The organism is Marispirochaeta aestuarii, from assembly GCF_002087085.1.
GTDB lineage: Bacteria > Spirochaetota > Spirochaetia > JC444 > Marispirochaetaceae > Marispirochaeta > Marispirochaeta aestuarii.
This window is the reverse complement of sequence record NZ_MWQY01000027.1, coordinates 12,269-37,301: the sequence shown is the minus strand read 5'-3', so window position 1 is coordinate 37,301 and position 25,033 is coordinate 12,269. Positions and strand designations below refer to the sequence as shown.

The following is a 25,033-nucleotide window of genomic DNA, read 5'->3' as shown; positions in this document are numbered from 1 at the left end:
CTCAGCCTTCCACGGTCTGTTCTATTCTGTCGGGAACATGGAGGATTTCCCTGGGCTTGCTGCCGTTCTGGGGTCCCACAATACCGCGGTATTCCATCTCTTCCACGAGCCGGGCGGCCCTGTTATAGCCGATCTTCAACCGGCGCTGCAGGTAGGAGGCGGAGGCCTTGCCCGCCTGGGAGACAATCTCCAGGGCCTTGTTCATGAGAGGGTCTTCCCCTCCCTCATCAAAGAGTCCCGAGGCCTCCTCGTCGTCGTCGAAGAATATCTCGTCGTCTATGTAGTCCGGTTCCCCCAGGGTCTTTACGTGGGAAACGATATTCCCCACCTCGTCCTCGGAGAGAAAAGCACCCTGTATGCGTACCGGATTCGGGTCCCAGGCGGAGGTAAAGAGCATATCCCCCTTGCCCAGGAGCTTCTCCGCCCCGACGGTATCGATGATAATGCGGGAATCCGTTTTTCCCGCCACCATGAAGGCGATTCTGGAGGGGATGTTCGCCTTTATCAGTCCGGTTATTACGTCGATGGAGGGGCGCTGGGTCGCCAGCACAAGGTGCAGTCCCACAGCCCTGGACATGGCCGCCAGGCGGGCCAGGGTGGACTCCAGTTCTTTTCCGGTGGAGGCCATCAGGTCGGCGAACTCATCGACGATTATCACGATATACGGCAGCGGTCTGGTGGCAAGCCTGCGTTCTTTGACCTTTCTGTTGTAGGACCGTATATCCCTGACTCCCTGGCTGTCCAGCAGGGCATAGCGCTGTTCCATCTCGCTGAGACAGTACTGCAGGGCCTGAAAGGCCCGCTTCGGTTCGGTGATAACCGGGGTAAGGAGGTGAGGAATATCGTTATATAGCTTGAGTTCCACAATTTTCGGGTCGATCAGCAGCATCCGGACCTCCTCGGGGGTCTTTTTGCAGAGGATCGAACAGATGAGGGAGTTTACACTGACCGATTTTCCGGACCCCGTGGCGCCGGCAATCAGCAGGTGCGGGGTGTTGATCAGATCGACGAGCTGTGCTTCGCCGGCGATGTCCTTGCCCAGGATTACGGGGATTTCGAAATGCTTCTTCTGAAAGGTCTCGTGGGAAATCATCTCGTGAAATGAGACAATGGCCCGTTTATGGTTGGGCACCTCGATTCCGACGGCGTGCTTCCCTGGAATGGGGGCAACGATACGGACACTGGAAGCCGCAAGACGCAGTGCGATGTTGTCCGCCAGATTGGTAATCTTCGAGAGCTTGACTCCCGGGGCGGGGAGTATCTCGAACATGGTGATAACCGGCCCCTTGCGGATACCTGTAACTTCCGCTTCGATCTTGAACTCCTCCAGGGTCTTCCGCAGGACCTCTCCGGCATGCCGGGTCTCATCGTCCACAACCCAGTAGGCATGATCGCCATAATGGTCGAGAAGATCGTCGACGGGTACTGAATAGCTCTTTACGGGCTTTTTATGAGGGGTTTTTGGCCCGGATTCGGGGGATTTTTTTTTTGCTTCCCCCGGGTCCTCGGGGAATTCAGGTTCATCCTGAAGTTCTTCTTCAGGGTCCACCGGAACAGGATCCGAGGGGTAGGTATCGTCGTCTCCGTACTTTTCTTCCAGCAGAGCGAGCTGGTCATCCTCCCAGGTCTCTTCCTCGGGAAAATCGAAGGACACGCTTTCGACCTCGTCAGTCTCGTCTTCCAGGTCCGGGACTTCGTCTTCCTCCCCGGAGAGGAGCGGCGGTTCTTCCTCCTCCAGTTCTTCTTCCGCCAGTTCGATCTCTTCCAGGTCAAGCTCTTCGGGCAGTTCCGGGATCTCCTCGTCCTCGGCGGGTTCCGGGCCGGGCAATGGAGCGCCGACCTCGGCGTCCAGAATGTCCCTGACCATCCCGCGGATGGAGGGATCGTCATCGTCATTCACGTAGAGTTTATCGAAGCTGCCGGGCTCTCCCTCGGGTACGATTTCTGCGCCTTCCCCATCCGGGGTACCGGAGACTGAAGGTTTTTTACCTGTCTTCGGGCGTGTATCGTGCTCCAGGGGAAGCTCGTAGAGAGCGGCCCCTTCCACAGGCTCCGGATTCCAGCTGTCTCGTGTTTCTTCATCTTCCAGATCGTCGGAGGGAGTTTCCTCTTCTTCCTGTGCACCTGTGCCCACGGAAAAACGCAGCCTGCCCCGGGAATCACGATCGAGAAGAAGAGTATCCTCCTCCGTCTCCGCCAGAGCAGGTAGTTCTTCAACCTCCGGGGCCTCCTGATTCCCGAAGACTTCGTGGTGCCGTTCGGGGAAAAGACCGTCATCCAGGACATCCTTACCTGCCGACGCATGAGCCGCCTGATCGTCTTCGTCGGTTTCAGCGGACACTGTGCCGCTGTCCCCAGCCATGGTAATCCGGTATCCCAGAAGGATTTCCACGATCAGAAAGAGGAGCAGGATAAGGGACCCGGGACGCCTGCCGCCGAATCCCAGGATAAAAAACTCTATGATGGTATTGGGTTCGGGGTTTATGGCGACGTGAAACAGAACCGCCGCCGTCACAAAGGGAATCAGGGTATAGAGAAGGAACAGGATTGACTGGGTCTGGAAATCCCTGGAAAAGCTCAGGTAGGCAAGAACCAGGAGATATACTCCCAGATAGTAGGAAGCATGGAGGAAGCGCTCGTACAGGAAGGCACCGGGAACGAGCAGAAACCCCGGGGCCGCTCCACCCTTCAGGGCATAGAGAGAAACAGAAACCACGATCCATGAAGCGGCAAAAATGAGAATAAATCCCAGGATGCCGGAAACAATCCGCTTTCCCAAAACGAGAGACCTCCTCTGCTTTATACTATCGGCCTGACAAGGACGGATATTTACCAGGGGCGACTGTAAAAACCACTCTTTTTAGCCCATACAGCGTTGTCGATATTTGGACTGATCTTCAGAGTATCAGCAGACTGATCAGGCTCAAGGGGACCAGGTAGAAGCTGAAATAGTGCAGATTCCCCCCCCTTACAAGGCGCAGGAGGAGTCTGAGACTGACATAACCCACCAGGAAGGATGCAAGCATTCCCCCCGCCAGGCTCAGAAGATCGATTCTGCCGCTGAGACTTTCCAGGTCCCGCAGGGTAAGGACGAGGGCCCCCAGAATTGCCGGGATGGAGATGATAAAGGCGAACTCCCCTGCCCGTTCCCTGGACAGACCGGCTCCCAGGGAGGCTGTTATGGTTATACCGGAACGGGAAATACCGGGGAAAACCCCCAGTCCCTGGGCCGCCCCCACAATCAGGCCCGTTTTTATCCCCGGAGTTCTGTCTTCTCCCCCCCAGGAAAAAATCCGCGGCAGAAACAGTATAATACCGGTGACAAGAAAAAGTACCGCAACAAGAACAGGGTTCTCTCCTGGGGAGAGGGATTCGATCCCCAGGCCCAGTACCGCGGTAACGAAGGTCGCAACGATAATCGCCAGGATGCTGCCCCTGTCGTCGGCATCAACCTTCTTTGCTCCCAGAAGCCGCACAAAGCTTGTTACAAGACGCAGGAGGGTTTTTCTGAATACCAGGCACACCACAAGAAGGGTGGAGATATGAAGAAGAACATCAAAAAGGACCGGGATGTCCCGGATTTCGAGGAATTGCCGGGCAATGACCAGATGCCCCGAACTGGATACGGGAAGGAATTCGGTAATCCCCTGCAGAAATCCCAGAAAAACGGCTTCGAAAAATGTCACAGGCAGCTCCTTGGACCTGGTTATAAGCGGGGAAAATAGCGGCTCACGAGCTCGTTCCCGCCAAGGCGGTAGTAAAGATACCCGTAATTCCAGGATGACACAAGCAGCCGCTTTACATAATCCCTGGTCTCCTCAAAGGGGATGGTCTCAATGAAAAGATCATCCGGGAGCCCGCCCGCCTGCCTTCGCCACCGGCGAAGGCGGGTAATGCCGGCATTATAGGCGGCGAGGGCATCCGCCAGGCTGTCGGTACGTTCCATCATGTGGCCCAGATACCAGGCACCAAGGCGCAGGTTGACCTCCGGATCAGAGAGATCTCCAGGGGATTCCATACCCAGTCGCCGGGCCGCATCCCCTGCCGTGGAGGGCATCAGCTGGGTAAGGCCGACTGCCCCGGCGTGGGAGAGTGCCGCGGGATTGAAAAGACTCTCCTGCCGGACCAGGGAAAAGAGAAGCCATGCCGGTACCGCCTGCTCCTCCGCAAGGTTTTCCGTCTCCTTTTCAAAAGCCCGGGGATAAAAAAAGCGTTCCTCCATGGGGATCGCTCTGCGAAGGAGCAGGCGAAGCCCCTCCTCGTAGCGATCTTCTCCATACAGGGCTTCCACAACAGCTGCAGCTGCGGAGCTTGAAGTCCCGCTGTCTCCATTGTTCGTAATCTCCAGGGCCTCATCCGTCAGACCGAAACTCAGCAGTCCGAGAACCAGGGGATCGAGTCTCCCGGCTTCAACTTCCGGCACAGAAGGCCGGGACTCCGGCTCTGGATTATAAGCGCTCAGGACCGCCGCCAGTAAACGATAGTAGGAATCGGAGGAGCCCTCCGGGGCGACATCCCCGCCGCTCCCGGGATACTCACCCCGGCCGAGGCGCTGGAGAATATCCGCAGGAGGCAGATCCATGGGTAAATCGCTGAGCCCTGTCATTGCTGCCCGGGCGGAAATATAGGCGTAGGGACTCAATACACCCGCCGCCACCGAACCATCGAGAATGCGGTAAGCCCTGACAATTCCTGTCCAGTTCCGGTAGCGTGCCATCCGCTGGCAGAGTTCAGCCAGCACATCGGAGAAGTAGGAAGGCTCTTCCATTTCAGACACAAGAAAAGGGAGTTCTCCCAGGGCAGCTGCGGTATCAGAGCGAACCAGGGACGAAAAGGCGTACCAGAGGAAACGCTGATCCCCCTCCTGTACAAGGCTCTTGAAAAGAGTGTGGGCCTCACGATGACGGCCGATTCTTCGCAGCAGGAAGGCAGACAGCTCCCTGATCTCCCTGCTGAACCCGGGAAGCTCTTCGGAAATACGACCATAGAGCTCCAGGACTTCCCCTGTCCTGCCGGGGGTATCCGCCGCCATGGCAATGGTCTGCAGGGTACCGGAGGAGAGGAATTCTTCCGTCCTCGCTCCGTCAAAAAGACCCTGCAGAAGCTCAAAGCCCCGAACCTTTTCGCCCCGGGCCACCAGGTCCACTCCCCGCAAAAGGCGCTGCTCCTCCGGGCCGAATCCGTCCAGCAGCCCCTCGATTCTCAGGTAGTCCCAGGCACGCACATGGTGGGGCCCGGCGGGGAAATCCCGAAAAAAAGACACAAAGGAGTTACGCCAGTCTTCCCTGCCGGTACGTTGTTCCAGAACGGTCTTCATGAGCACCAGTTCCCGGTCAGCCTCAACCTGTTCGGGAAAGTCCCTGACCAGCTCATCCAGCATTTCCGCCGCCTCTTCGTCCTGCCGCAGCCAGTAGGCTGCGCTCACCCGTGATCGTCGCCAGGGGTAAAACTCATGGTAGCGGGGGGGAATTTCATCCTCGAGATCCTGAATGAGGCGATAATCCTCCGAAGCAAGCAGGTCGCGGATCAGAAGCTCAAGTGCGAAGGATGCGTAGGGCTCCTCCCCCAGTTCCGCCTGGTACAGACGCAGCCGCAAGGGGGCCCCGGCATCCGCAAAGGGAAAGTAGGAGAGAAACAGGGGGGCGCCGGGTCCCAGCTGATTCAGTTCGGAAAAAGAAAGCCGGGAGATGTCCTCTTCATGCAGCTGGGGAAGAGTACCGGAGACAAGACGGCTGCGGAAATCCTGTTCAGGGTAGCCCCAGATTGTGGGAGAACCACAGCAGGAGATACAGAGCATGAACAGGGGAATGAGCAGGCTGAACAGAGGCAAGGGAACTTTCTTTACAGAACTGATGGCGGGTATCACAGGGTACTCGAATAAACGGAAGATTAAAGGGGGCTGATTATCGGCGGGGATCGGGTATGTAGATATCCCGCCCGGCAAAGATCAGGTCAGGGTTTTCGATCTCGTTTTCAGCGGCGATCTGACCGTAGCGGAAGGGATCGCGATAAAAGCTGGAAGAGAGGTCCCAGAGGGTATCCCCCCACTGAAGCTGATACCATACTCCCTCTCCGGGAACAGCAGCGGGCTCCCGGGGAGCTTTAGGAGGGTCCGGCGGAACCTCCCTGGGGGCCTCCTTTTCCACCAGGGGAGGAGAAACCGGTGCGGGTGGGGCTTCGGCGGCGGGTTCCCCGGCTGCCGGTGAAGGAACAATACCAGCCCCGGTGTTCCGGGTCTCAAAATAGCTGTACAGAAGAAAAGCCGCCAGCATGGCAAGTCCGATAAACAGGAGAATCATGGCCAGTATGCGCAGGCGGCTTCGCCGCTCCCTGGGCAGCCTGCGGGGTTCATCCTCGGGATAGTCGTCCCGCAGACGGGTCTCTTCCTCCCTGGACAGAACATCGTCGGGGCTGAACTCTTCTTCCAGATCAAACTCCGGAATATCGTAAATCCCCAGATTATCCAGGGATTCAAGACTGACGCTCAGCGACTGGGTATCTCCGGTTGATTTGTCTCCGGCGGTGGCGGACAGATTATTTTCGCTGTCCAGGCCAAGGGTCAGCTCTATTTCCGGATCACCGGCGGCTGCCGGTTCAATGTCCTCAATCACAAGACTGCCGATATAGACAGCGTCCTCTATTTCGTCACCCCGCCCCTTGTACAGGTCGATCTGCACACTGGGCTGATTGTCCTTGACAGTGGTAAGTACAAGCCGTTTCTTAGCCGAACTTCCCTCCTGCAGTATTGGATAATACGCGCCATCAGCGACTTTAATCCCGATTGTACCGGTAGTTGTATCACTTACGGAACTCATGGCTAAAAGCGTAGCCGCAGCGGGGTGTTTTGTCAATCGTTTTTCATTTCTTGACATCCCGGACAGGTCAATACATACTGGGGCTACTATGGATGTCCTTGTTTTTTTGATACCCTTTACTATTGTTGTATTCGGTGCCGGAATCCTTCTGGTCCTTTCCAAAAGCGACGGTAAGGCGGAAAAACGGCAGTCCGGACGGAAGATCAGGAACAAAGACAGAAACCAGATCATCAAGGACTCCAACCGGCGGCTGGCCCAGAATCCGAAGGACGCCGATGCCCTGCTGGCCCTGGGAGAACTCTACTTCTCGGAACAGGTATTCGACAAGGCCATGCGGACCTTCGAGGTGCTGATCGATCTTTGCGCCACAAATAAACAGCTCGACGAGTTTGATATTACCCTGAAGTACGCCCTGTCGGCCCTTCGCCTGAAGCATTACGAAGAGGCCTACAAGAGTCTTGTAATCGCGCGAACCATGAATCCCGATGTATTCGAGGTCAATTACAACCTGGGATACCTGGAATACCTTAAGAAGAACTATGAAAAAGCCGTCCAGCTTCTGACCAACGCACGCAAGGAGAAGGGAGAACATGTTCCCACCCTTCGTTACCTGGGGCACAGTCTCTTTCGAATGAACAAGTTCAACGAGGCGGTGGGCATTCTCCGCAAGACCATCGATCTGGAACCCGACGACAAGGAATCCCTCTTTGCCATTGCCCAGTGCTATCATGAGCTGGGGCAGAACGACAACGCCATCAAGATTTTCACCCATCTGCGGGCAGATCCCGCCCTGGGCCCCAGCGCGGCCCTGTTCGCGGGCAGCATTCGCATGAACCAGCACCAGTACGACAAGGCCATGCTGGACTTCGAAATAGGACTGCGGCATCAGAACATCCCGGAGAAGACCCTCCTGGAACTGAAATACCGCCTGGCTTCGGCTTACATACGGCAGCAGGAAATCGGCTCGGCTCTGAGACTCCTGGAGGAGATCCACTCCGTTCAGCCGGTGTACCGGGATGTTCCCAACCTGCTGCGCAAGTATCGTGAACTCCACGGAAACCAGAATCTGCAGACCTACCTGATTGCGGGCACTTCGGATTTTGTCACCCTCTGCCGCAAGGTGGTCAGCACCTTTTTTCCCAAGGCGAAGGTCAAGATTGTAGACGTCTCGGTTCAGAAGAGCGAATACGCCGACATCCTGGCAGAGGTCAGCACATCAAAATGGGAGGACCTGGTCCTCTTCCGCTTTGTGCGTACTACCAACACTGTGGGGGAACTCGTTCTCAGGGACCTCTACTCCCGCAGCAAGGAGGTAAAGGCCGGAAGGGGATTCTGCCTAAGCGCCGGGGATTTCTCCGATGGTGCTCATCAGTTTGTTGAAGCACGGCTGATTGACCTGATAGAAAAAGAGGATCTCATGAAGCGCATGAACCAGGTGGGGCACTCCCGCAGCGCCACCTGAAAGGGCGAACGACCCTGATGGAGGACTGCTTTGTCCGGGGATTAATCCTCTACAGTCTCTGGCTGTTGCCGGTATCCTGGTTCGATATTACCCGCCGGAGAATCCCGGATGTATTCTCCTTTGGCTGCCTGCTGAGTCTTATTGCCCTGATGATCATCACGGGCTGCCGTCCATGGCTTCCTTCGCTGGTGAGCGCTGCGGCGGCCTCGGGTTTTCTTCTGCTCCTGCGGGCACTGACATCCCGCAGTATAGGCCTCGGGGACGTCAAGTTCGCTGCGTCCAGCGGGGCCCTGCTGCCGGGTCTCCAGTGGCTTCCGGCCTTGTCCATAGCCTCCCTTTCCGCCCTGCTCGTCTTTATTCCCCTGCTGATCAGCGGACGCATCGGGCGACGGTTCCGGGTACCCTTCGGTCCCTTTATCGGAATAGGGACAATGGCAGCAGCACTGCTTGCAGCGGAGAGATTCAGTCCTGCGGGGTTTTAGAAATCAGGTGGAATTGTAGCTTCCCTGAAGCAGATGCCGCTCTTCGCCCTCAGGTCCCGGCGGCAGAGAATGGAGGATCCAGTGGAATTCCCGTACCAGGGGATCCTCGAGCTCCTTCTGAATCGTCTCCCGGCGTCCGTGAAAGGCGAAGAGGCTTCCCCCGGGTCTCATAAGGGGAAGAACCAGGGGAAGAGCCTCGGGGAGGGGTTTAAAGGCCCGCATGACCACCGCATCGGCCTCTACCCCGCAGGAGCGTACATCGCTGTGAATTACCTCTGAGCGCCTGGCAAGGCCCGCTGCCACCAGGGCACTGCGGAGGAATCCCGCCCGTTTTCCCGAACGTTCAATAAGCAGCAGCTCCGCCTCGGGAAGAAAGATCGCCAGGGGTATTCCGGGGATACCGGCACCGGAACCGACATCAGCAAAGCGGGCCTTCCGGTCCACGGAACGGCGTATGATCGGAACCGCCGCCAGGGCATCGATAATATGCCTGCGAACCAGTTCGGACTCCTGACTCCGGATCAGGTTAAAACGTCTGTTCCAGAACAGCAGCTCCCTGATGTACGCGAGCAGAGCCTCAAGTTCCTCTTCCCGGTATTCGAGACCCAGGGAAACAAGTCCCTCCGCCAGAAGTTCTCTATGGTCCATTATGGTTCTTTTCTCCGTCCTAGATATACCAGCAGCACGGCAATATCGCTGTTTCTGACCCCGGAAATCCTGGAGGCCTGCCCCACACTGAGGGGCTTGATCTGCAACAGCTTCTGCCTGGATTCGGTGGATATGCCTTCCACCGCCGCGTAATCGAAACTATCCGGGATCCGGATGTTCTCCATCTTCCGAAAACGGGCTACCTGCCGCTCCTGTCTCTGGATATAGCCCTCATATTTGATATCCAGGGCGGCGATGCTGAGCCACTCCCGGGGATAGTATCCCCGCCCGGCTTCCTTCAGTTCCATGGACTGGAGCAGCCCGGGGTCCCCTTCGGGGGTCTTCATAAGCGCGAAAAGGCTCTTTCCGATATGCTGCGCCAGGGGAGAGTCCGGGGCAGTGAGCATGGATTCATCCAGACGCCTCTTACGGAGCAGCTCCTTGATCTCGTCTATTCCATGTCGCTTCTCTTCAAGCCGCTCCAGGGCGTCAGGTCCCAGGAGTCCGATTTCCACCGCCGTATCCGCCAGGCGCAGATCCACATTGTCGTGCCTCAGAGACAGGCGGTACTCCGCCCGGGAGGTGAACATCCGGTACGGTTCTTCGGTCCCCAGGGTCACAAGATCGTCAATCAGAACCCCGGTATAGGCGTCCGCCCGGGAGAGAACAATCGGTTCCCTGCCCTGGAGCTTCCGGGCCGCGTTTATTCCCGCCACCAGTCCCTGGCAGGCCGCCTCCTCGTAGCCGGAGGTACCGTTGGTCTGTCCGGCGATAAAGAGTCCCGGGGCCGCTTTGGCTTCCAGGCTCGGAAAAAGCTGCCTGGGATCGAGAAAATCGTATTCCACCGCGTAGCCGGGACGCATTACCCGTACATTCTCCAGCCCCGGCAGGGTACGCAGGAATTCCTCCTGAACCGTCTCCGGCAGGGAGGAGGAAATCCCGTTCAGATACATCTCTTCGCTCATGTACCCTTCGGGCTCGATGAATATCTGATGCCGTTCACGGTCGGGAAAGCGTACCACCTTGTCCTCGATGGAAGGGCAATACCGGGGTCCGACCCCGACTATCTTGCCGGAATAGAGGGGCGAGAACTCCATGTTCTTCTGAATGAGCTCATGGGTCCGCCGGTTGGTATAGGTAATATAGCAGGATTCGGAGGGCCTGGAGACGGAGGCGTTGCGGAAGGAAAAGGGAAGCATTTCCTCGTCTCCGGGCTGTTCCTCGACCTTGCTGAAGTCGATACTCGAGCGGGCGACCCTGGCGGGGGTACCGGTTTTCAGCCGGCTGACGCTGAAGCCCGCTGAACGCAGATAGCTCCCCAGTCCCACAGCGGCGGGTTCCCCCAGCCGGCCTCCGGAAGCAGTGTAAGGCCCGATAAAAATCTTCCCTTCCATGAAGGTTCCGGTGGTGAGCACAACAGCCTTCGCTTCGAAACGGCGTCCCCTTTCGGTCAGCACTCCTCTGACGGGCGTACCGGGACCGTCGTAGACCAGCCCGGTAACGGTATCCTGGAATAGATCCAGATCCTTCTGCATCTCGAGATGTTCCTTTGCCAGCCGGGCGTAGAGATACTTGTCGGCCTGGGCCCTTGGGGCCTGTACCGCAGGTCCCCGGCGCCGGTTGAGAATGCGGAACTGAATCATGCTGGCATCGATTAAAAGGCCCATTTCACCCCCCAGGGCATCCACCTCCCGGACGATGTTTCCCTTGGAAAGTCCTCCCACAGCAGGATTACAGGAGAGCCTTCCGATGGCATCCAGATGCTGGGTGATCATAAGGGTCCTGAACCCCAGCCTGGCGCAGGCCAGGGCAGCTTCAATTCCGGCGTGTCCCCCGCCGACAACAATTATCTCGTGGTCCATAGGACTCCTCACTTGCCTACACAGAACCTGGAGAACATGTCCTCCAGGACCTCTGCGCTTGTTACCTCTCCGGTAATCTCTCCCAGAGCATCCATGGCGTCCCGCAGGTCCACCGTCACGGCATCCAGGGGCATCCCCGCATCCAGCCCCTCAAGAACCTGTGCAAGGGATTCCGCTGAACGGACAAGAAGATCCCGCTGACGGAGGGAATCGATGACAGCCTCGTCGGCTCCGATCTTTACACCGGATAGTCTCCGGCAGATCTCCTCCTCAAGCAGTGCGAATCCCTCTCCCGTTACCGCACTGACGGAAAGAAATCCTTCCGGAGCAGGGCCATTGGCAATATCGGCCTTATTCCAGAGGAGGAGAGTCTTCCCCGGATCAAGCCCCTCAAGTTCACCTGTCCGGACCCCGGTACTCCCGTCCACCAGATACAGAACCAGGTCCGCTTCCCGGGTAACGAGACCGCTGCGGCGGATTCCTTCCCGTTCCACCGTATCGCCTGTTTCGCCGTGCCGCAGGCCTGCTGTATCATAGAGGGTTACGGGAATACCGCGAATACTCAGCTGTTCATGCACAAAATCCCGGGTAGTCCCATGAATATCCGAGACAATGGAGCGATCTTCCCGCACAAACAAATTGAAAAGCGAGGATTTACCCGCATTGGTCCGCCCGCTCAGGGCCACTCTGGCCCCCTCCTGGTAGAGCCGTCCGGTGGAAAATGTAGCTGCCAGGGTTTCGAGCTCCCCCTTTAATTGAAGGATATCGTCTTCGGCTATCAGATCTTCCGCGGAAACCTCATCCTCCGGATAGTCCAGCTGAATTTCCACCACAGCCAGAAGTTTTTTCAGCCCCTCCTTGAAACTGTCGATCCTGCGAAAGATACTGCCTTCGAGACGGTGGAGGGCCATGGCGTGGGCAGCCCTGCTCCTGGAGGAGATAATCTCCCCCACGGCCTCTGCCCGGGTAAGATCAATCTTTCCGTTGAGAAAGGCCCTGAGGGTGAACTCCCCCGGCCGGGCGTCCCGGAAACCCCGGGCACGGAGGGTCTCAAGGATGAGCTGGATTCCCGGCATGCTGCCATGGGAGAATATCTCCACCGCTTCCTCTCCGGTGTACCCCCGGCCGTCCCGGTAAACGGCACACACCACCTCGTCCACTGCATCGCCCGTGGCCGGATCGATCAGCACACCGTGAACCATGGTATGGCTCGGAGCCTTCAGGAGAGCCTCGGAACGGGAGAAACAGTCCGCCAGCAGGGGAATACAGCCATGACCTGAGGCCCGCAGTACCGCGACAGCGCTTTCGCCCCAGGCACTTGCCAGGGCGATTATGGGTTCACTGGTATCGTAGGAGATGGATTTCATAAGTGCAACAGCATACCCTTTTCGGCGAACTTCCCGCAAGGGGATAAAATCCTCTATACTGCGGAACATGAAGACAAGGTTCTTTCCCGAAATTTCCAGACCTCTTCTGTTTGCCCACCGGGGATGCTCCCACCGTGCACCGGAAAATACCATGCCTGCTTTTGAACTGGCGAAAAAAGAGGGTATTCCCGGCATCGAACTGGATGTGCAGCTCAGCGCCGACGGCGAACTGGCGGTGTTTCATGATGAAAAACTCGAACGGATCTGCGGTGTGCCGGGAAGCATCGGGGATTTCTCCATGAAGGAACTTCAGGCCATGGAAGCGGGGGCCTGGAAGGGAGCACAGTATACCGGCAGCGGCATACCTTCCCTGCGACAGGTCCTTGAAGCCTTCGGAGGATCTATCATTTTCGACATAGAGATCAAGTACTACCGCTTCCGTGAGTCCCTGGAAATTCCCCGCCTTCTGGGGGGACTGCTGGAAGAAACCGGAACCCTGTACAGGGCGGCAGTATCGAGCTTTGATCCGCGGATTGTCCGCACGGCAAAACGGGTGCTTCCCCGGGTCCCGGCGGGACTCATATACGACAGGAGATCCCTGCCCTCCTGGCTGCCTCTTACTGCGGCATGCCGTTACAGCAGAGCTGATTTCCGCAAACCCGCCGCGAACATGGTCGGAAAAAGCGTCCGTCCCGGGGAAACTGTCCTCTGCTGGACGGTGGATTCCCCCGGGGAAGCCAGACGCTGCATAGACGCCGGGGCGACGGGAATCATTTCCAACCGTCCTGAGGATCTTTTTACCTGAGCTGATTAATCAGTTCAGCACCCAGTATTTTTCCCAGCTGCCGGTACGCCGATAATACGGTGTTCCGGGAATTGCTGCCGATAACCGATTTTTTCATTTCTCCCGTTGCAGGGCCGGGACCCACCGAGGCCAGGTTAACAGCCCGGGCAGAACCGATGACGGTAACATAGACCCGCCCGTCTTTTTCCTCGTACTCCGATATCCTGGCATTGCCGTGGATTAACCAGCCGGAACGTCCATGACTCTCCGCGAATCGCCGGGCAATCTCCCGGGGAAGCTCATCCGGGCGTTCCCTGTCCGCCTCGAGAATCCGTACATCGAAAAGGGAGGTATCGAAAACTCCGGCCAAACCGGAAGCCGTAAAGCCCCCGCCCGTCGGGTTTCCTGCACTGTCCCGATCAAAGACCAGGACAGCCACAAGTACCCTGTCCCCGGTCTCTTCCACCCGGTAGGGAAAAACCGCCTGCACGGAGTTGATCGAACGCCTGAGGGCACGATACTCCTCAGCCACAGCGGATCCGGAAAAAGCCCGCTCGTCAATCTGCGCAAGTTCCCCCTCAAGGTCAAGGGATATGTAGACAGCACCGTTCCCCGGTAAGAAAGGAACCGAAGGTTTGTAGGACAGCGCGCCAGACCCGTCGGATACATAACGCAGTACCGATTCGCCTCCGGAAGCGGAAGCCCCGGGAATTTTATGTCGAACCAGCAGCCGCACCCCCGGGAGCCCTGTCTCCTTTCCGTTGAAGGTGACCTGAGCCCTGAAGGGGGAGACAAAAGGCCGCCCCAGCTCTACCGTCATTCCGGCAGTCAGGGGCTCGATCCTGATCTTTTCCACAATTCTGCGGCTCTTTTCCAGAATCATCCTCTGCTGCTCTTCTTCAGCCGGAGACAGGACCCTTTCGATACCCAGAGCCTCCAGGTATATTCGCAGGGCCTGATACGGGCGCCCCTCAGCCATGAGGAGGTCACCTTCCGCTTCAGCGGAAGCAAGGCTCTCATCCTTGCCCGCGAGGGTATGGGATTCGACGGAATCAGCGGACGCATAGCGATCCGGCCGATAGGCTGAAGCAGCCCCGGGATCGGGGGAGGAGACGCATCCTGAAAACCAGACAGGACCGATAACGAGAATGGTCAGAAGTAAACAGCAGCGGGTAATCCTGCGATCCATCGGCGGCTACCTCATTCCAGGGAATCAGAAGAGTCCGGTATAAAAAGCGAGAGTGTTTCCCCGTTGATAGGCAGGTGAGAAATCCTCCATGCCATCGATACTCCCGGCAACATCGTAGAGCAGAGATTCCAGCTCTTCCAGGCTGCCGAGAAACCTCAATTCGAACCTCTCTTCTTCAGAAGAAGAGGAGATCCTGCGGATTCTGCGGACTTCATCTTCCAGCAAATCCAGAAACCGCTTCAATTCTCCCTGTTCAGGCGGACTCAGCAGAATCAGTTCGTAGGGAAGACCTTTTATCAGAGTGCCGCTGTAGGCCTCTCTGGCTGAAGAGACAACATCAGGGGCCAGTTCAAGCATTACACTCCGCAGGGCGAAACTGACGGCTTCCTGTTCCGAGACGCTGCTGAAGGCGGGGGGCGACTCCCGGGAGGTGATGGAAGCGGCCTTTTCCCAGCTCCGGGTATCCAGCAGATCGATTCTGACGGAAGCACTTGCGTAAAATCCCCCGGAATCCCGGCGTACATCCGTCTGCGTATTCACCTGGGCGTAGATATCTGCCCCGAGCTTTTTTGCCGTCCACTGCAGCAGCGGGATGTCTCCTCCTGTTTCTTCACGGTAGGTCTCCTGCTGTCCGGCAAGAATACCATCAACCTGATCGGGATAATGACAGGTATAACCGTAGCGGCTCAGGACTCTGGATAACTCGAAGGCAGCTTCCCGCCTGTAGAAACTGTCCTCTTCACCCGAGGGGGATGAAAGTATCATGAAACTGAGACTGCTCAGAAACCTGGCGAGCCGCTCTTTTTCGGTTTCATTGAGCTTAAGTCTCCCCAGGTCTTCGATATCAAGGGCGGCAGTTTCGTGTACACCCTGAACCAAGGGATCGGGTTCAGTTTTCTGCAGCTCCGCCCTGCCTGTAAGGTAGGCGTCTGCATACCCGGGTACAGCTTCATCGGCGAGCCCGACGGATTCAGGATTTTCGGGAAGCAGATTTTCCGGGATTCCCGCCTCTCGCATTCTGCTGATGAGGACGGAAACATTGACTCTTCCACGGACAACTGCGCCGGTGTCCTCAGATTCTGCCGACTTTTCGGTACCCAGAATTTCAATGCTGTCCCCGTAATATGCTTCCCTGACAGTATAAATGGATGAAGAAAAGAGCCGGTCCAGGAGGTCCTGGTTATTCAAGGCAGCTCCCGGCCCAAGAAGGGCTTCCGCGACTTTACGCGCGCCGTCCCGCAGGGCAGCATCCACGGCTTCTTCTCCGGTCGCACCCAGGCCCCGTCCAAAGACCAGAGGGGCAGGGATTTCTCGTGAAACCGCCGTATGTTCTTCCCCGGGAATCGGTGGAGCACTTTGCTCAAGGCTTGTACAGGAGAGGATAAAAACCGTTGCCAGAACCGGCAACACCTGCCGCGATACGAATTTTCCAGGCGCCATTGTATATTCAGAACTCCTTGATGCGAGCAGCGCTCACAGTATTACATCTTCCAGACTAATCCCCCTCTCAGGGTTATTCCGTTATAACCGTAACGATCGTCCTCTTCAAGCCCGGACCTTCCCACCCAGGAGCTGTAACCCAGCCCCAGCAGAATTCTCCAGGAATCGTGAACAAGCCAGCTTATACCGATCTCGCCGATCCCTCCCAGGTAATCCGCGGAATACGAGCCGTCGCCGCCGGGGGGAAGATAAATTCCCAACCCGAGAACTCCGGAAGGCAGTATCTGGAACCTTCCGATGTCCCACTGCAGCTGCATTCCCGCATAGGGAAAAAGCGGGACCCCCTCGGGACCAGCGGAGGAGAGAGGAAATTCAATCCCGACGACGGGGAACAATCCGGAGAAGCCCCGGATCCCGATAATCCGTATACCCGGAACTGTTTTAAAAGTCCCGGAAAAGGTGATTGTTCCGCCTAGATATCCCTGTACATCCAGCCCCAGGGCCGGACGGACAGCCAGGACGTCCTCAATCTGCGGGTTGCCGTAGATGATCCGGGCGATCCCGGCTTCCGGATACCGTTCCGTAATCCTTACAAGCAGCGGCTCCCCGTTTTTCGAAGTGCCGGTTAATTCATCCCCCGGTTTCAGATCCATACCCGGGGCAACAGAAAAAACAATCGACGCTTCCCGGACCTGAAGGACAACAGGAGACTCTCCCTCTTTTTCAGCCGCAAAAGAAGAATTTGTCAGCAGAAAGAGAAATATTACCGCAAGGAGGATCAGGCTTCTGTTTATATCAGAACACTCAGACCTCAGGAGAAGCCTCCGCTCCGGGGGCCTGCACGCGTAAACGCTCCTCCCCCCTGCTCACCAGAATCGAATCCAGCCGGAGGGATTCATCCGCAGCCTCTATCCAGAGCTGAAGGTCCCCACCGCTTTCATCAGCGGAAAAGGAGGCAAGGAGATTTTCGTTCTGACTGATGCGAAGGTTTCGCTCCCTGCGGAGAATAAACAGGGTCGCCCTTCCGTCGGCCCTGGTGATCAGGTTTGCGGTGTCGGACTCCTCCCCGCCGAGCCTGAATCGTACTGCGGCCCCGGCCGCCGGCTCCTTAAAGGTGAGGATTATCCTTCCTTCTATCCCCTGCAGGGGGACAGCAAAACCCGCCTTTCCGCCTTTTTCAATGAGCAGTACACTCTCCTCACTGCCTTCACCGCGACCGGTGCTTCCCGGCAGAAGAAGTTCATCGGGCCAGGGAGCATCAAATCCTTCAGCCAGCACCAGAGATCTGCCATAGCGCTCCCGCATGGCGAAGCCGAAAATTCCTCCGTCCCGGGCCGCTTCCAGGCTCCGGATTCCCAGCTCATCGAGGAGTCCGTGAAAACCGCCCCCGATGAGAGTACTGAATCCTGTTCCGGAAAACCCAGGGATACCGGGCAGTACGGCGCTCCCCTGGTACACCCCGTCAACATACCAGCGAAGCCGTCCCGATGGTGATCCGGGCTCGACAGCAATCGCAAGGTAGAGTGGCGAACCGGTTTCCCTCAGGGTAAAACTCGGAGGAAGAGACAGGGAGATCTGAAAATTGCCCCCCGCCAGGAGAAAACCCTCATCGCTCCGCTGAAGGGACAATACCTGAACGTCACGCTGGTCCCGGATGGAAAGGATAGGACCGTTCCGGGAAAAGATTCCCTTCATCTCCAGAACGAAGGCTTCGGGGCTTCCGTTCCTGACGGGAATCAGGCTGGTATCGAAGGCAAGGACGTCCTTTTCCGAGAAGCTGTACCCGAATATTTCATCCTCCAGGGCAAGTACCGGACTGCCCTGGATACGGGGATCCGGCAGCACTGAAAACCCGTTGGACTGAAAGGTTCCCCGAAAATGGAACAGGGAACTGTAGGATTCAGCGGGCCCCAGCTCGCCCCGGGGCGTGCGCTGTTCCGTGGAGACGAAAGCCTCACTGCGCTTTTCAGCTCCCGCAAAGGGAAAATCTCCGTTTCCCGGGGGAGGAAAGGGAAAGTACTCCGCAGTAACCGGGTAGATTCCCGGTGTTTCCGGCACCTGCCAGTTTGCCAGCTGGGCTCCCTCGGCCACGCGTCCGGCGCCAATTGTCCGTCCGCCCGCTTTCCAACGGATATACGGATCATCCGCCGGGGCCTCAGCCAGGTCTGCAAACAACACCATCCCCTCCCCGGGAAGTACCGTGGAAGGATAAGCACTTATCCGTTGTATGCCGCCTGCACCGGAGGAGATAAAAAAGGGAAGTTCCAGCTCTGTTTCAGGATCCTCTGAAATTCCGGAAAACGCAGTGATCCTGTAAAAGCCCGGAACCAGATCATCAGTCTCAACCAGTACTATCGAGGATTCCACCTCGTGGTCCATGGTTGAAACAAGGGAATTCCCGTCCCGGTAAATCCGTACCCCCAGAATCTCCGGCAATGCGGAACCTGAATCCACTGTCAGGGAAAGGGGAATCTGATCTCCGGGATTTATCACCGAACCTGCGGGTATCGTACTGAGCCGGACAGCGCTGGAAACGGCATATATATCCATCAGCCCCGATTCACCGCATCCGCAAAGGAGGACGACAAACATCAGGGTCAGGACAATAGAGAATACGCCTGCAGGTTTTAGACGCTCTTTCATGATTCCGAAGGATCCCCTCTATCCCTTCTGTAAATATACTACGGGCACTTCAAAAAACGTGGTATATTTTCCACAGTCAAGGAGGAAAGATTTTGTAGCGCCCGCAAACTCTTGTGGAAACAAGAGTTGAGGACCGCGGGAAATCCTGACGACGCCGGATATGGGGAAAAGAGTAGTTTTCAGTGGTGTCCCTATCTCAGGACGAGGATTAAAATTCATCCAGCAGGCTGCCCTCTCCGGGACCGAAAAATTCATCCATCAGGCTCTCCTGTCCTTCGCCGCCGAGGCCCCGATAGAGCTTGAACCAGTTTTCCACCCGGGCGATCCGCAGTCTCTCCCCGCGCAGACTCTGCTGAAAATTCCTGAAGAAATTCGATACCTTCACGCCGTCGATGACCTCATCCCCGGCGATACCGGATTCCTGATAATAGCGCAACAGCTCTGCAAGACGGAAGAAGGTCTGCCGGTACAGGGGGATAATACTGCGCATCCGGGCAAGGGAGGGGGAAATTTCGGCCCGAAAGCGGTAAAGCTCTCCGCTTCCGATGGATGAAGGCCCTTCACTGCTGCGGCGGGCATAGTCTTTCAGCCTGGTATCGAAGCCTTCCAGCTCGGCGTAGGCCTCTGAAAATCGGGGTTCAGTCCGCCGGAACTGCTGAATGTAGGCACGAAAAAAAACCGGGGCCCCGGAACGAAAGATCTCCATCCTGGTTTCCCGCCATTTTTGTCTGAAATCCCCGTACTCTTCAGGATCAACGTTCACGGAACTGATGCTCTGTCCGGGGACCTTCTCTACCCCGGTACCGGGAACTGCGATCATCTCCCGCTGATTCTGGTCCTGACAGCTTACGCTGCCGTCCTCACAGAGCACGAGCACGCCGCCGTCGGGAGCGGTGATAACCTCGAATTCCGTTCCCCGTACTCCCATTACGGCGCTCTCTGTTCTGACGGAGAGTTCCTCCCGGCCGGTCAGCCGGGCCACCTTGAGACTCAGAGAACCGGTAAAGACCTCGATTCTTGTCTTTGTTCCTCCGGGGTCCAGGCTGGCCTCCACCAGAAAGGTGGTATTGTTGCCCACGCTTACGCTGGTTCCCCGGCGTTTCTGGGTCGAGATGGAGAACTGTACCGTACCGTCCGGGCCCGTCTGAATGGTATCAAGGGCTTCCAGGGAAAACCCGATATCTGAAGGAAAAAGTTCGACGATCTCGCCCCCCCGGTGAATATCCACAATCCCGTCCAGGTACTCGATTCTGCCGACCTCCTGGGCGAAGACCAGAAGGGGACTTATGCAAAGCAGGAGTACCACTACAAAAAAAGCTGCGTTTTTCCTCGGAACACCAGAGAAAGACTTCATTACCTGTCTCCTTATTCTCGGTCGCCGAAGGACTCAAGTCCTTCGACTCCGCTCTGCCTCGTTCAGGGCCGGCAAAGCCGTCCCTTCGCTTTTCTCGGTCGCCGAAGGACTCATGGCCTTCGACTCCGATCTGCTTCGTTCAGGGTCGGCAAAGCCGTCCCTTCGCTTTTCTCGGTCGCCGAAGGACTCATGTCCTTCGACTCCGCTCTGCTTCGTTCAGGACCGGCAAAGCCGTCCCTTCACTTTTCTCGGTCGCCGTCGGTCTTTTCGCCCTTCGACTCCGCTCTGCCTCGTTCAGGGTCGGCAAAGCCGTCCCTTCGCTTTTCTCGGTCGCCGAAGGACTCATGTCCTTCGACTCCGCTCTGCCTCGTTCGGGGCCGGCCAAGCCGTCCCTCAGCTGAATTTTATCACGCTGGGGCCGGGCTTTCAAATTCCCCCCATAAGAGGGCCAGGGCAAGTACAGTTTCGGCGGCACAGGTCATAACCTCCAGGGATGCCCATTCGGTAAGGCTGTGAAAGTTATGGCCCCCGGCGAAGAGATTCGGGGAGGGGATTCCAAGTTCCGAGAGCCGGGCGCCGTCGGTTCCTCCGCGGATGGAGGTCAGTACCGGGCTGATTCCCAGGGATGCAATCGCCTTCTGAGCAAGTTCTACGACCAGGGGATCTTCGCTGAAGGCTTCCCGCATGTTCAAATACTGTTTTACCCACGAGACTTTTACCTTTCCTCCGGGATAGGCGGCCTCGACGGCGGAGGCGAAAGCCTGCAGGGCCTTTACCCGGCGCTCTACCTCGTTCCGTTCAAAATCCCTCAGGATCAGGGTCAGCTCCGCCTTTTCCGTATGCCCCGAGACTTCCACACTATGATAGAATCCGTAACGGCCGTCGGTGGCCTCGGGACTCTCACTGCCCGGCAGCATCTCCAGGAAGCTCCCCAGCATGCTTATGGCGTTGATCAGCCTGCCCCTGGCACGTCCCGGATGGGCGGATACGCCGAAAAAGCCGATGTCCGCCCGGTAGGCATTGAAACATTCCGCTTCGAGGGTTCCCAGCTCATCGCCGTCCAGGGTATAGCAGCAGCGGCTCTGGATCCTCTCCAGGGGAAAACGGTCCATCCCCTTGCCGGTTTCTTCGTCGGGGGTAAAGATGATTTCCAGAGGGCCGTGGGGAAGGTCCGGATTGGACTGCAGATACTCCACCGCCGCCATTATCTCGGCGATCCCCGCCTTGTCGTCAGCCCCAAGCAGGGTTGTACCATCGGAGGTGATGATCGTATCTCCCTTCCGTGCAGCCAGCTCCGGCATCTGTACCGGGTCCAGAACCACATCATCCCTGAGTACAATCGCATCTCCCTGCCATCTCCGATGTATCCTGGGACTCACCCCCTCGCCGGAGACATCCGGAGAAGTATCCACATGGGCCATGAAACCGACGGTGGGAACCTGAGGACCGACCCCCCGGGCAGGCAGTCGGCCGATAAGAAAACCGTTTTCATCCAGTTCAGCGGGAACCCCGAGATCCTCCAGTTCAGCTGAGAGTAAGCGAAGAAGTTCCCACTGCCTTTCAGTGGTTGGAGAGTCTGCGCTGTGGGGATCCGAGGTAGTCCAGATTTTTGCATAACGAATAAAGCGTTCGAGAAGTTTTTCCGGAAGAATCCGTTCAGTCTGTTTCATTGTGAAGCGAGTATATCATGATCAGTTGCTTTTTAGTAGGTGATTATCTATATTGATGCCATGCAGATACCCGGCTATCCTGAATTCGCACCAGTAGATCTCGAGATGCGGGATGAGCTTCATCCCCGATTATCATCCATCAAGTTCGGCATCTCGGAGTTTACCTTTGCAAATCTGTTCCTTTTCCGTAAAACCTATAACTATCGGCTGAGCCGCTTCGACGACGGTGGAATCGTGATTTCGGGAACAAAGGACGGCGAGAACTTCGCTATGCTCCCCTTCGGACTCCCGGACGATGAGACCCTGATCAGCCTGTTTTCCGAACACATGTACCTGAAAAACCTGGCAGAGCCCTACGCCGTGGCCGGACAGATCGATCTGGAACGAAAAGGCTTTTGCGTTATCGAAGACCGGGACAATTTTGACTACCTCTACCTCACAAAGGATCTGGCCCATCTTCCGGGAAAGAAATACCACAAGAAAAGAAACCTGGTAAAACAGTTCCTGAACAATTATGAGTATTCCGAAGTCAGAATCGATCCTGAAAATATTCAGGACGCCTTCTCCGTCGCCAGGCAGTGGGCGGAAGGAAAGGATGATCCCGGAGACACCGAAGCGGCCATCGAGGCGCTGGAACTGAAGGAGGTTCTGGACCTCTGCGGATATCTCTACTATGTGGACGGTGTCCCCGCGGCCTACGTTCTGGGGGAACCCATCGCCCGGGGAAAAGGTTTCGTGGTGCATTTCGAAAAAGCCGTAGGTAACTACAAAGGCATATACCAGTTTATAAACAAGGCCTTCGCCTCCATTCTTCCCAACAGCATTTCCTTCATCAACCGGGAACAGGACCTGGGAGATCCGGGGCTCCGGCAGGCGAAGATGACGTATCGGCCAACGGGATTTGTCAAGAAGTTCCGGGTTTATATCGATCCGTCCTGCCCCTGTCCCCAGGAATAGACCCGGATCCCTCAAAACCCCCGAGCCCTGTGTCCTGCAGGGCTCCCATACCCGTCATGTATTAACATTGAGGGAAAATCCGGGGTATATTCACAATACAAAGGAGCAGATATATGACCCCTCCGGATTTGTCGGAAAAAGCGATACCTGAGTTATACGGAATAAACGCCTTCAGCGATGCCGTCATGAAGCAGCGTCTGCCCAGGAGCATCTATAAAGCCATCAAGGATGTTCAGGAAGGCAAGGCGGAACTCACCCTGGAAGTTGCCGAGGTTGTGGCGAACGCCATGAAGGACTGGGCCATAGAACGGGGTGCGACCCACTATACCCACTGGTTTCAGCCCCTCACGGGTCTGACAGCGGAAAAGCACGACTCCTTTATCTCCCCCATCGGGGACGGACGGGTCATGATGGAGTTTTCCGGCAAGGAGTTGATCAAGGGTGAACCCGACGCATCGAGTTTTCCCTCCGGAGGACTTCGGGCCACTTTTGAAGCCCGGGGCTACACCGCCTGGGACACCACATCGCCCGCCTTTCTGAAAGAGGACAGTACGGGAGTCACCCTCTACATTCCCACTGCCTTTGTCTCCTACCACGGCGAGGCCCTGGACAAGAAGGTGCCCCTGCTGCGCTCCATGGAGGCCATCAACAGACAGGCCATGAGGATACTCCGGATCCTGGGGAACACCAGCAGCACACGGATCATAACCACGGTGGGGGCGGAACAGGAATACTTCCTCGTGGACAGGCGCTACGCCGACAGGCGCTCAGACCTGATGCTCACCGGACGAACGGTCTTCGGCTGCCTTCCCGCCAAGGGACAGGAGATGGAAGACCATTACTTCGGCGCCCTGAAGGAACGGGTCTCCGCCTTTATGCGGGAACTCAACCTTGAACTCTGGAAGCTTGGAATATCCGCCAAGACCCAGCACAACGAGGTGGCGCCGAATCAGTTCGAAATAGCCTGTATCTTCGATACCTCCAACGTGGCGTCCGATACCAATCAGCTGGTTATGGAGACCCTGGGACGGGTCGCCCTGCGGCACAACCTGGTTGCCCTGCTCCACGAAAAACCCTTTGCCGGGGTAAACGGATCGGGAAAACACAACAACTGGTCCATAGCCACGGATGACGGTATCAATCTGCTGGAACCCGGGGACAATCCCCGCCAGAATGCACGGTTTCTGCTCTTTCTGGCCGCTGCCATCCGGGCTGTGGATGAGTACGCCCCGATACTGCGCATGTCAGCCGCCAATGCCGGCAACGACCACCGTCTGGGAGCGAACGAAGCCCCCCCGGCGATCATCTCCATCTTTCTGGGAGACCAGCTCACGGAGGTGCTGGAGGAGCTGGCGGATGATTCCAGGAAAAAACAGAAGGATATTCTGACCCTTCTGGAAACAGGCGTGGCGGCCCTCCCGAAGCTTCCCCGGGACCTTACCGACCGGAACAGAACAAGCCCCTTCGCCTTCACCGGCAACAAGTTCGAATTCCGGATGGTACCGTCATCCGAATCGGTGGCCGGACCAAACGTGGTACTGAACACGGCCATGGCGGAAATCCTGCGGCGCTTTGCAGACGAACTGGAGCAGTCGGAGGACCCCCAGAAGAAGGTCTCATTCCTGATAGCCGAAACTTATCGCCGGCACAAGAGGATAATCTTCAACGGCAACGGCTACAGCGAAGAGTGGGTCGCCGAAGCCGTCCGGCGGGGTCTGCCCAACATTACCGCCACCGTGGATGCAATCCCCGAGCTTGTAAGCAATGCGTCCATAGAGCTTTTCACCAGGCATGGTGTATTCAGGTCCGAGGAGCTTCATTCCCGCTGTGAAATTTATCTTGAACGCTACGCGAAGCAGATCAATATCGAGGGCAGTATCTCCCTGGAGATGGCCCGTACCGAGATATATCCTGCCGCGATGGAGTACATCCGGCGCCTTTCCGGAAGCATCAGCGCCCTGCAGAGCGTTTCCGCCTCCCTGGATACGAAAGAACACCTCGCGCTGCTGACGGACATCAACGACGAAACCTGCGCCCTGAAATCCTGCTGCGACAAACTGGCTGCGGCCCTTGCCAGGGCTCACGGAATCGCTGAATACGGGGCGAACGCCAGGGCCTGTCACGAGTTTGTTTTTCCCGCCATGCAGGAACTCAGGGTCCACGCGGACAGGCTGGAATCCCTTGTTCCCCGGGAATTGTGGCCCTTTCCCTCCTACGAGGAGCTCCTTTTCCGTTTGTAGAGACGAACCCAGACGGTATCGCAGAAACGACCGGATGCTACCTTTTGGTGGCTCCGGTTTTTTTTGCCTACATTTTCGTGGCAAATACGGAGGCTCTTTTTTCGTCCCCTTTTAAGCGCA

Annotated in this window: 18 protein-coding genes; 5 read left to right on the top strand and 13 right to left on the bottom strand. The window is 57.0% G+C overall.

Annotation, left to right across the window (positions count from 1 at the left end):
* Position 1: 1 nt before the first annotated feature.
* The 4 genes from B4O97_RS17535 to B4O97_RS17520 all read right to left on the bottom strand — a co-directional run bounded on the left by B4O97_RS17535 (position 2) and on the right by B4O97_RS17520 (position 6,815).
* A complete protein-coding gene (locus tag B4O97_RS17535; protein WP_233143111.1) occupies positions 2-2,779 on the bottom strand; it encodes a DNA translocase FtsK in 2,778 nt (925 codons plus the stop codon).
* Positions 2,780-2,897: 118 nt separating this feature from the next.
* Positions 2,898-3,686 carry an undecaprenyl-diphosphate phosphatase gene (locus B4O97_RS17530; protein WP_083052811.1) on the bottom strand — a complete coding sequence of 263 codons (789 nt, stop codon included), beginning with the start codon at positions 3,684-3,686 and terminating at the stop codon, positions 2,898-2,900.
* A 20-nt stretch (positions 3,687-3,706) separates the two neighbouring features.
* Entirely contained in the window at positions 3,707-5,866 is a 2,160-nt protein-coding gene (locus B4O97_RS17525) for a flagellar assembly lytic transglycosylase (protein WP_143305801.1), read from the bottom strand.
* A gap of 37 nt (positions 5,867-5,903) precedes the next feature.
* Positions 5,904-6,815 carry an Hsp70 family protein gene (locus B4O97_RS17520; protein WP_158084380.1) on the bottom strand — a complete coding sequence of 304 codons (912 nt, stop codon included), beginning with the start codon at positions 6,813-6,815 and terminating at the stop codon, positions 5,904-5,906.
* An 88-nt stretch (positions 6,816-6,903) separates the two neighbouring features.
* Between B4O97_RS17520 and B4O97_RS17515 the strand changes: the two genes are divergently transcribed.
* Positions 6,904-8,277 (top strand): tetratricopeptide repeat protein, encoded by a 1,374-nt coding sequence (locus B4O97_RS17515; RefSeq protein ID WP_083052808.1) that lies wholly within the window; start codon positions 6,904-6,906, stop codon positions 8,275-8,277.
* Positions 8,278-8,294: 17 nt separating this feature from the next.
* Positions 8,295-8,759: a prepilin peptidase gene (locus B4O97_RS17510; RefSeq protein ID WP_083052807.1), complete on the top strand. Its 465-nt coding sequence runs from the start codon at positions 8,295-8,297 to the stop codon at positions 8,757-8,759.
* 3 nt (positions 8,760-8,762) lie between these two features.
* Here the strand turns inward: B4O97_RS17510 and rsmG are convergent, their stop codons facing one another.
* The 3 genes from rsmG to mnmE are packed head-to-tail and all read right to left on the bottom strand — an operon-like array spanning position 8,763 to position 12,705.
* On the bottom strand, positions 8,763-9,407 hold the full coding sequence (rsmG, locus tag B4O97_RS17505; protein ID WP_083052806.1) for a 16S rRNA (guanine(527)-N(7))-methyltransferase RsmG: 645 nt from the start codon (positions 9,405-9,407) through the stop codon (positions 8,763-8,765).
* Positions 9,407-11,269, bottom strand: coding sequence for a tRNA uridine-5-carboxymethylaminomethyl(34) synthesis enzyme MnmG (gene mnmG, locus B4O97_RS17500; RefSeq protein WP_083052805.1), 1,863 nt, complete (start codon positions 11,267-11,269; stop codon positions 9,407-9,409). The genes rsmG and mnmG overlap by 1 nt, the downstream gene beginning before the upstream one ends.
* Positions 11,270-11,277: 8 nt before the next feature.
* Positions 11,278-12,705 (bottom strand): tRNA uridine-5-carboxymethylaminomethyl(34) synthesis GTPase MnmE, encoded by a 1,428-nt coding sequence (gene mnmE / locus B4O97_RS17495; protein WP_332891409.1) that lies wholly within the window; start codon positions 12,703-12,705, stop codon positions 11,278-11,280.
* Between mnmE and B4O97_RS17490 the strand changes: the two genes are divergently transcribed.
* Positions 12,704-13,441 (top strand): glycerophosphodiester phosphodiesterase, encoded by a 738-nt coding sequence (locus tag B4O97_RS17490; protein WP_158084379.1) that lies wholly within the window; start codon positions 12,704-12,706, stop codon positions 13,439-13,441. The two genes, mnmE and B4O97_RS17490, sit on opposite strands and share 2 nt — an antisense overlap.
* On the opposite strand, the gene B4O97_RS17485 is transcribed toward B4O97_RS17490, so the two are convergent.
* The 6 genes from B4O97_RS17485 to pepT form a co-directional block, all read right to left on the bottom strand.
* Positions 13,434-14,609 (bottom strand): hypothetical protein, encoded by a 1,176-nt coding sequence (locus tag B4O97_RS17485; RefSeq protein WP_083052804.1) that lies wholly within the window; start codon positions 14,607-14,609, stop codon positions 13,434-13,436. The genes B4O97_RS17490 and B4O97_RS17485 overlap by 8 nt on opposite strands.
* Before the next feature lie 24 nt (positions 14,610-14,633).
* Positions 14,634-16,049: a hypothetical protein gene (locus B4O97_RS17480; protein WP_083052803.1), complete on the bottom strand. Its 1,416-nt coding sequence runs from the start codon at positions 16,047-16,049 to the stop codon at positions 14,634-14,636.
* Between the two features lie 41 nt (positions 16,050-16,090).
* Positions 16,091-16,702, bottom strand: coding sequence for a hypothetical protein (locus B4O97_RS17475; RefSeq protein ID WP_083052802.1), 612 nt, complete (start codon positions 16,700-16,702; stop codon positions 16,091-16,093).
* Positions 16,703-16,853: 151 nt separating this feature from the next.
* Positions 16,854-18,692 carry a hypothetical protein gene (locus tag B4O97_RS17470; protein WP_083052801.1) on the bottom strand — a complete coding sequence of 613 codons (1,839 nt, stop codon included), beginning with the start codon at positions 18,690-18,692 and terminating at the stop codon, positions 16,854-16,856.
* A gap of 208 nt (positions 18,693-18,900) precedes the next feature.
* A complete protein-coding gene (locus tag B4O97_RS17465; RefSeq protein ID WP_083052800.1) occupies positions 18,901-20,046 on the bottom strand; it encodes a FecR family protein in 1,146 nt (381 codons plus the stop codon).
* Between the two features lie 407 nt (positions 20,047-20,453).
* Positions 20,454-21,716, bottom strand: coding sequence for a peptidase T (gene pepT, locus B4O97_RS17455; RefSeq protein ID WP_083052798.1), 1,263 nt, complete (start codon positions 21,714-21,716; stop codon positions 20,454-20,456).
* A 39-nt stretch (positions 21,717-21,755) separates the two neighbouring features.
* On the opposite strand from pepT, the gene B4O97_RS17450 reads away from it, so the two are divergent.
* Both B4O97_RS17450 and B4O97_RS17445 read left to right on the top strand, forming a co-directional pair.
* Positions 21,756-22,673, top strand: coding sequence for a DUF2156 domain-containing protein (locus B4O97_RS17450; protein WP_319415291.1), 918 nt, complete (start codon positions 21,756-21,758; stop codon positions 22,671-22,673).
* A 113-nt stretch (positions 22,674-22,786) separates the two neighbouring features.
* A complete protein-coding gene (locus tag B4O97_RS17445) occupies positions 22,787-24,913 on the top strand; it encodes a glutamine synthetase III family protein (RefSeq protein ID WP_083052797.1) in 2,127 nt (708 codons plus the stop codon).
* The last annotated feature ends 120 nt before the right edge of the window (positions 24,914-25,033 follow it).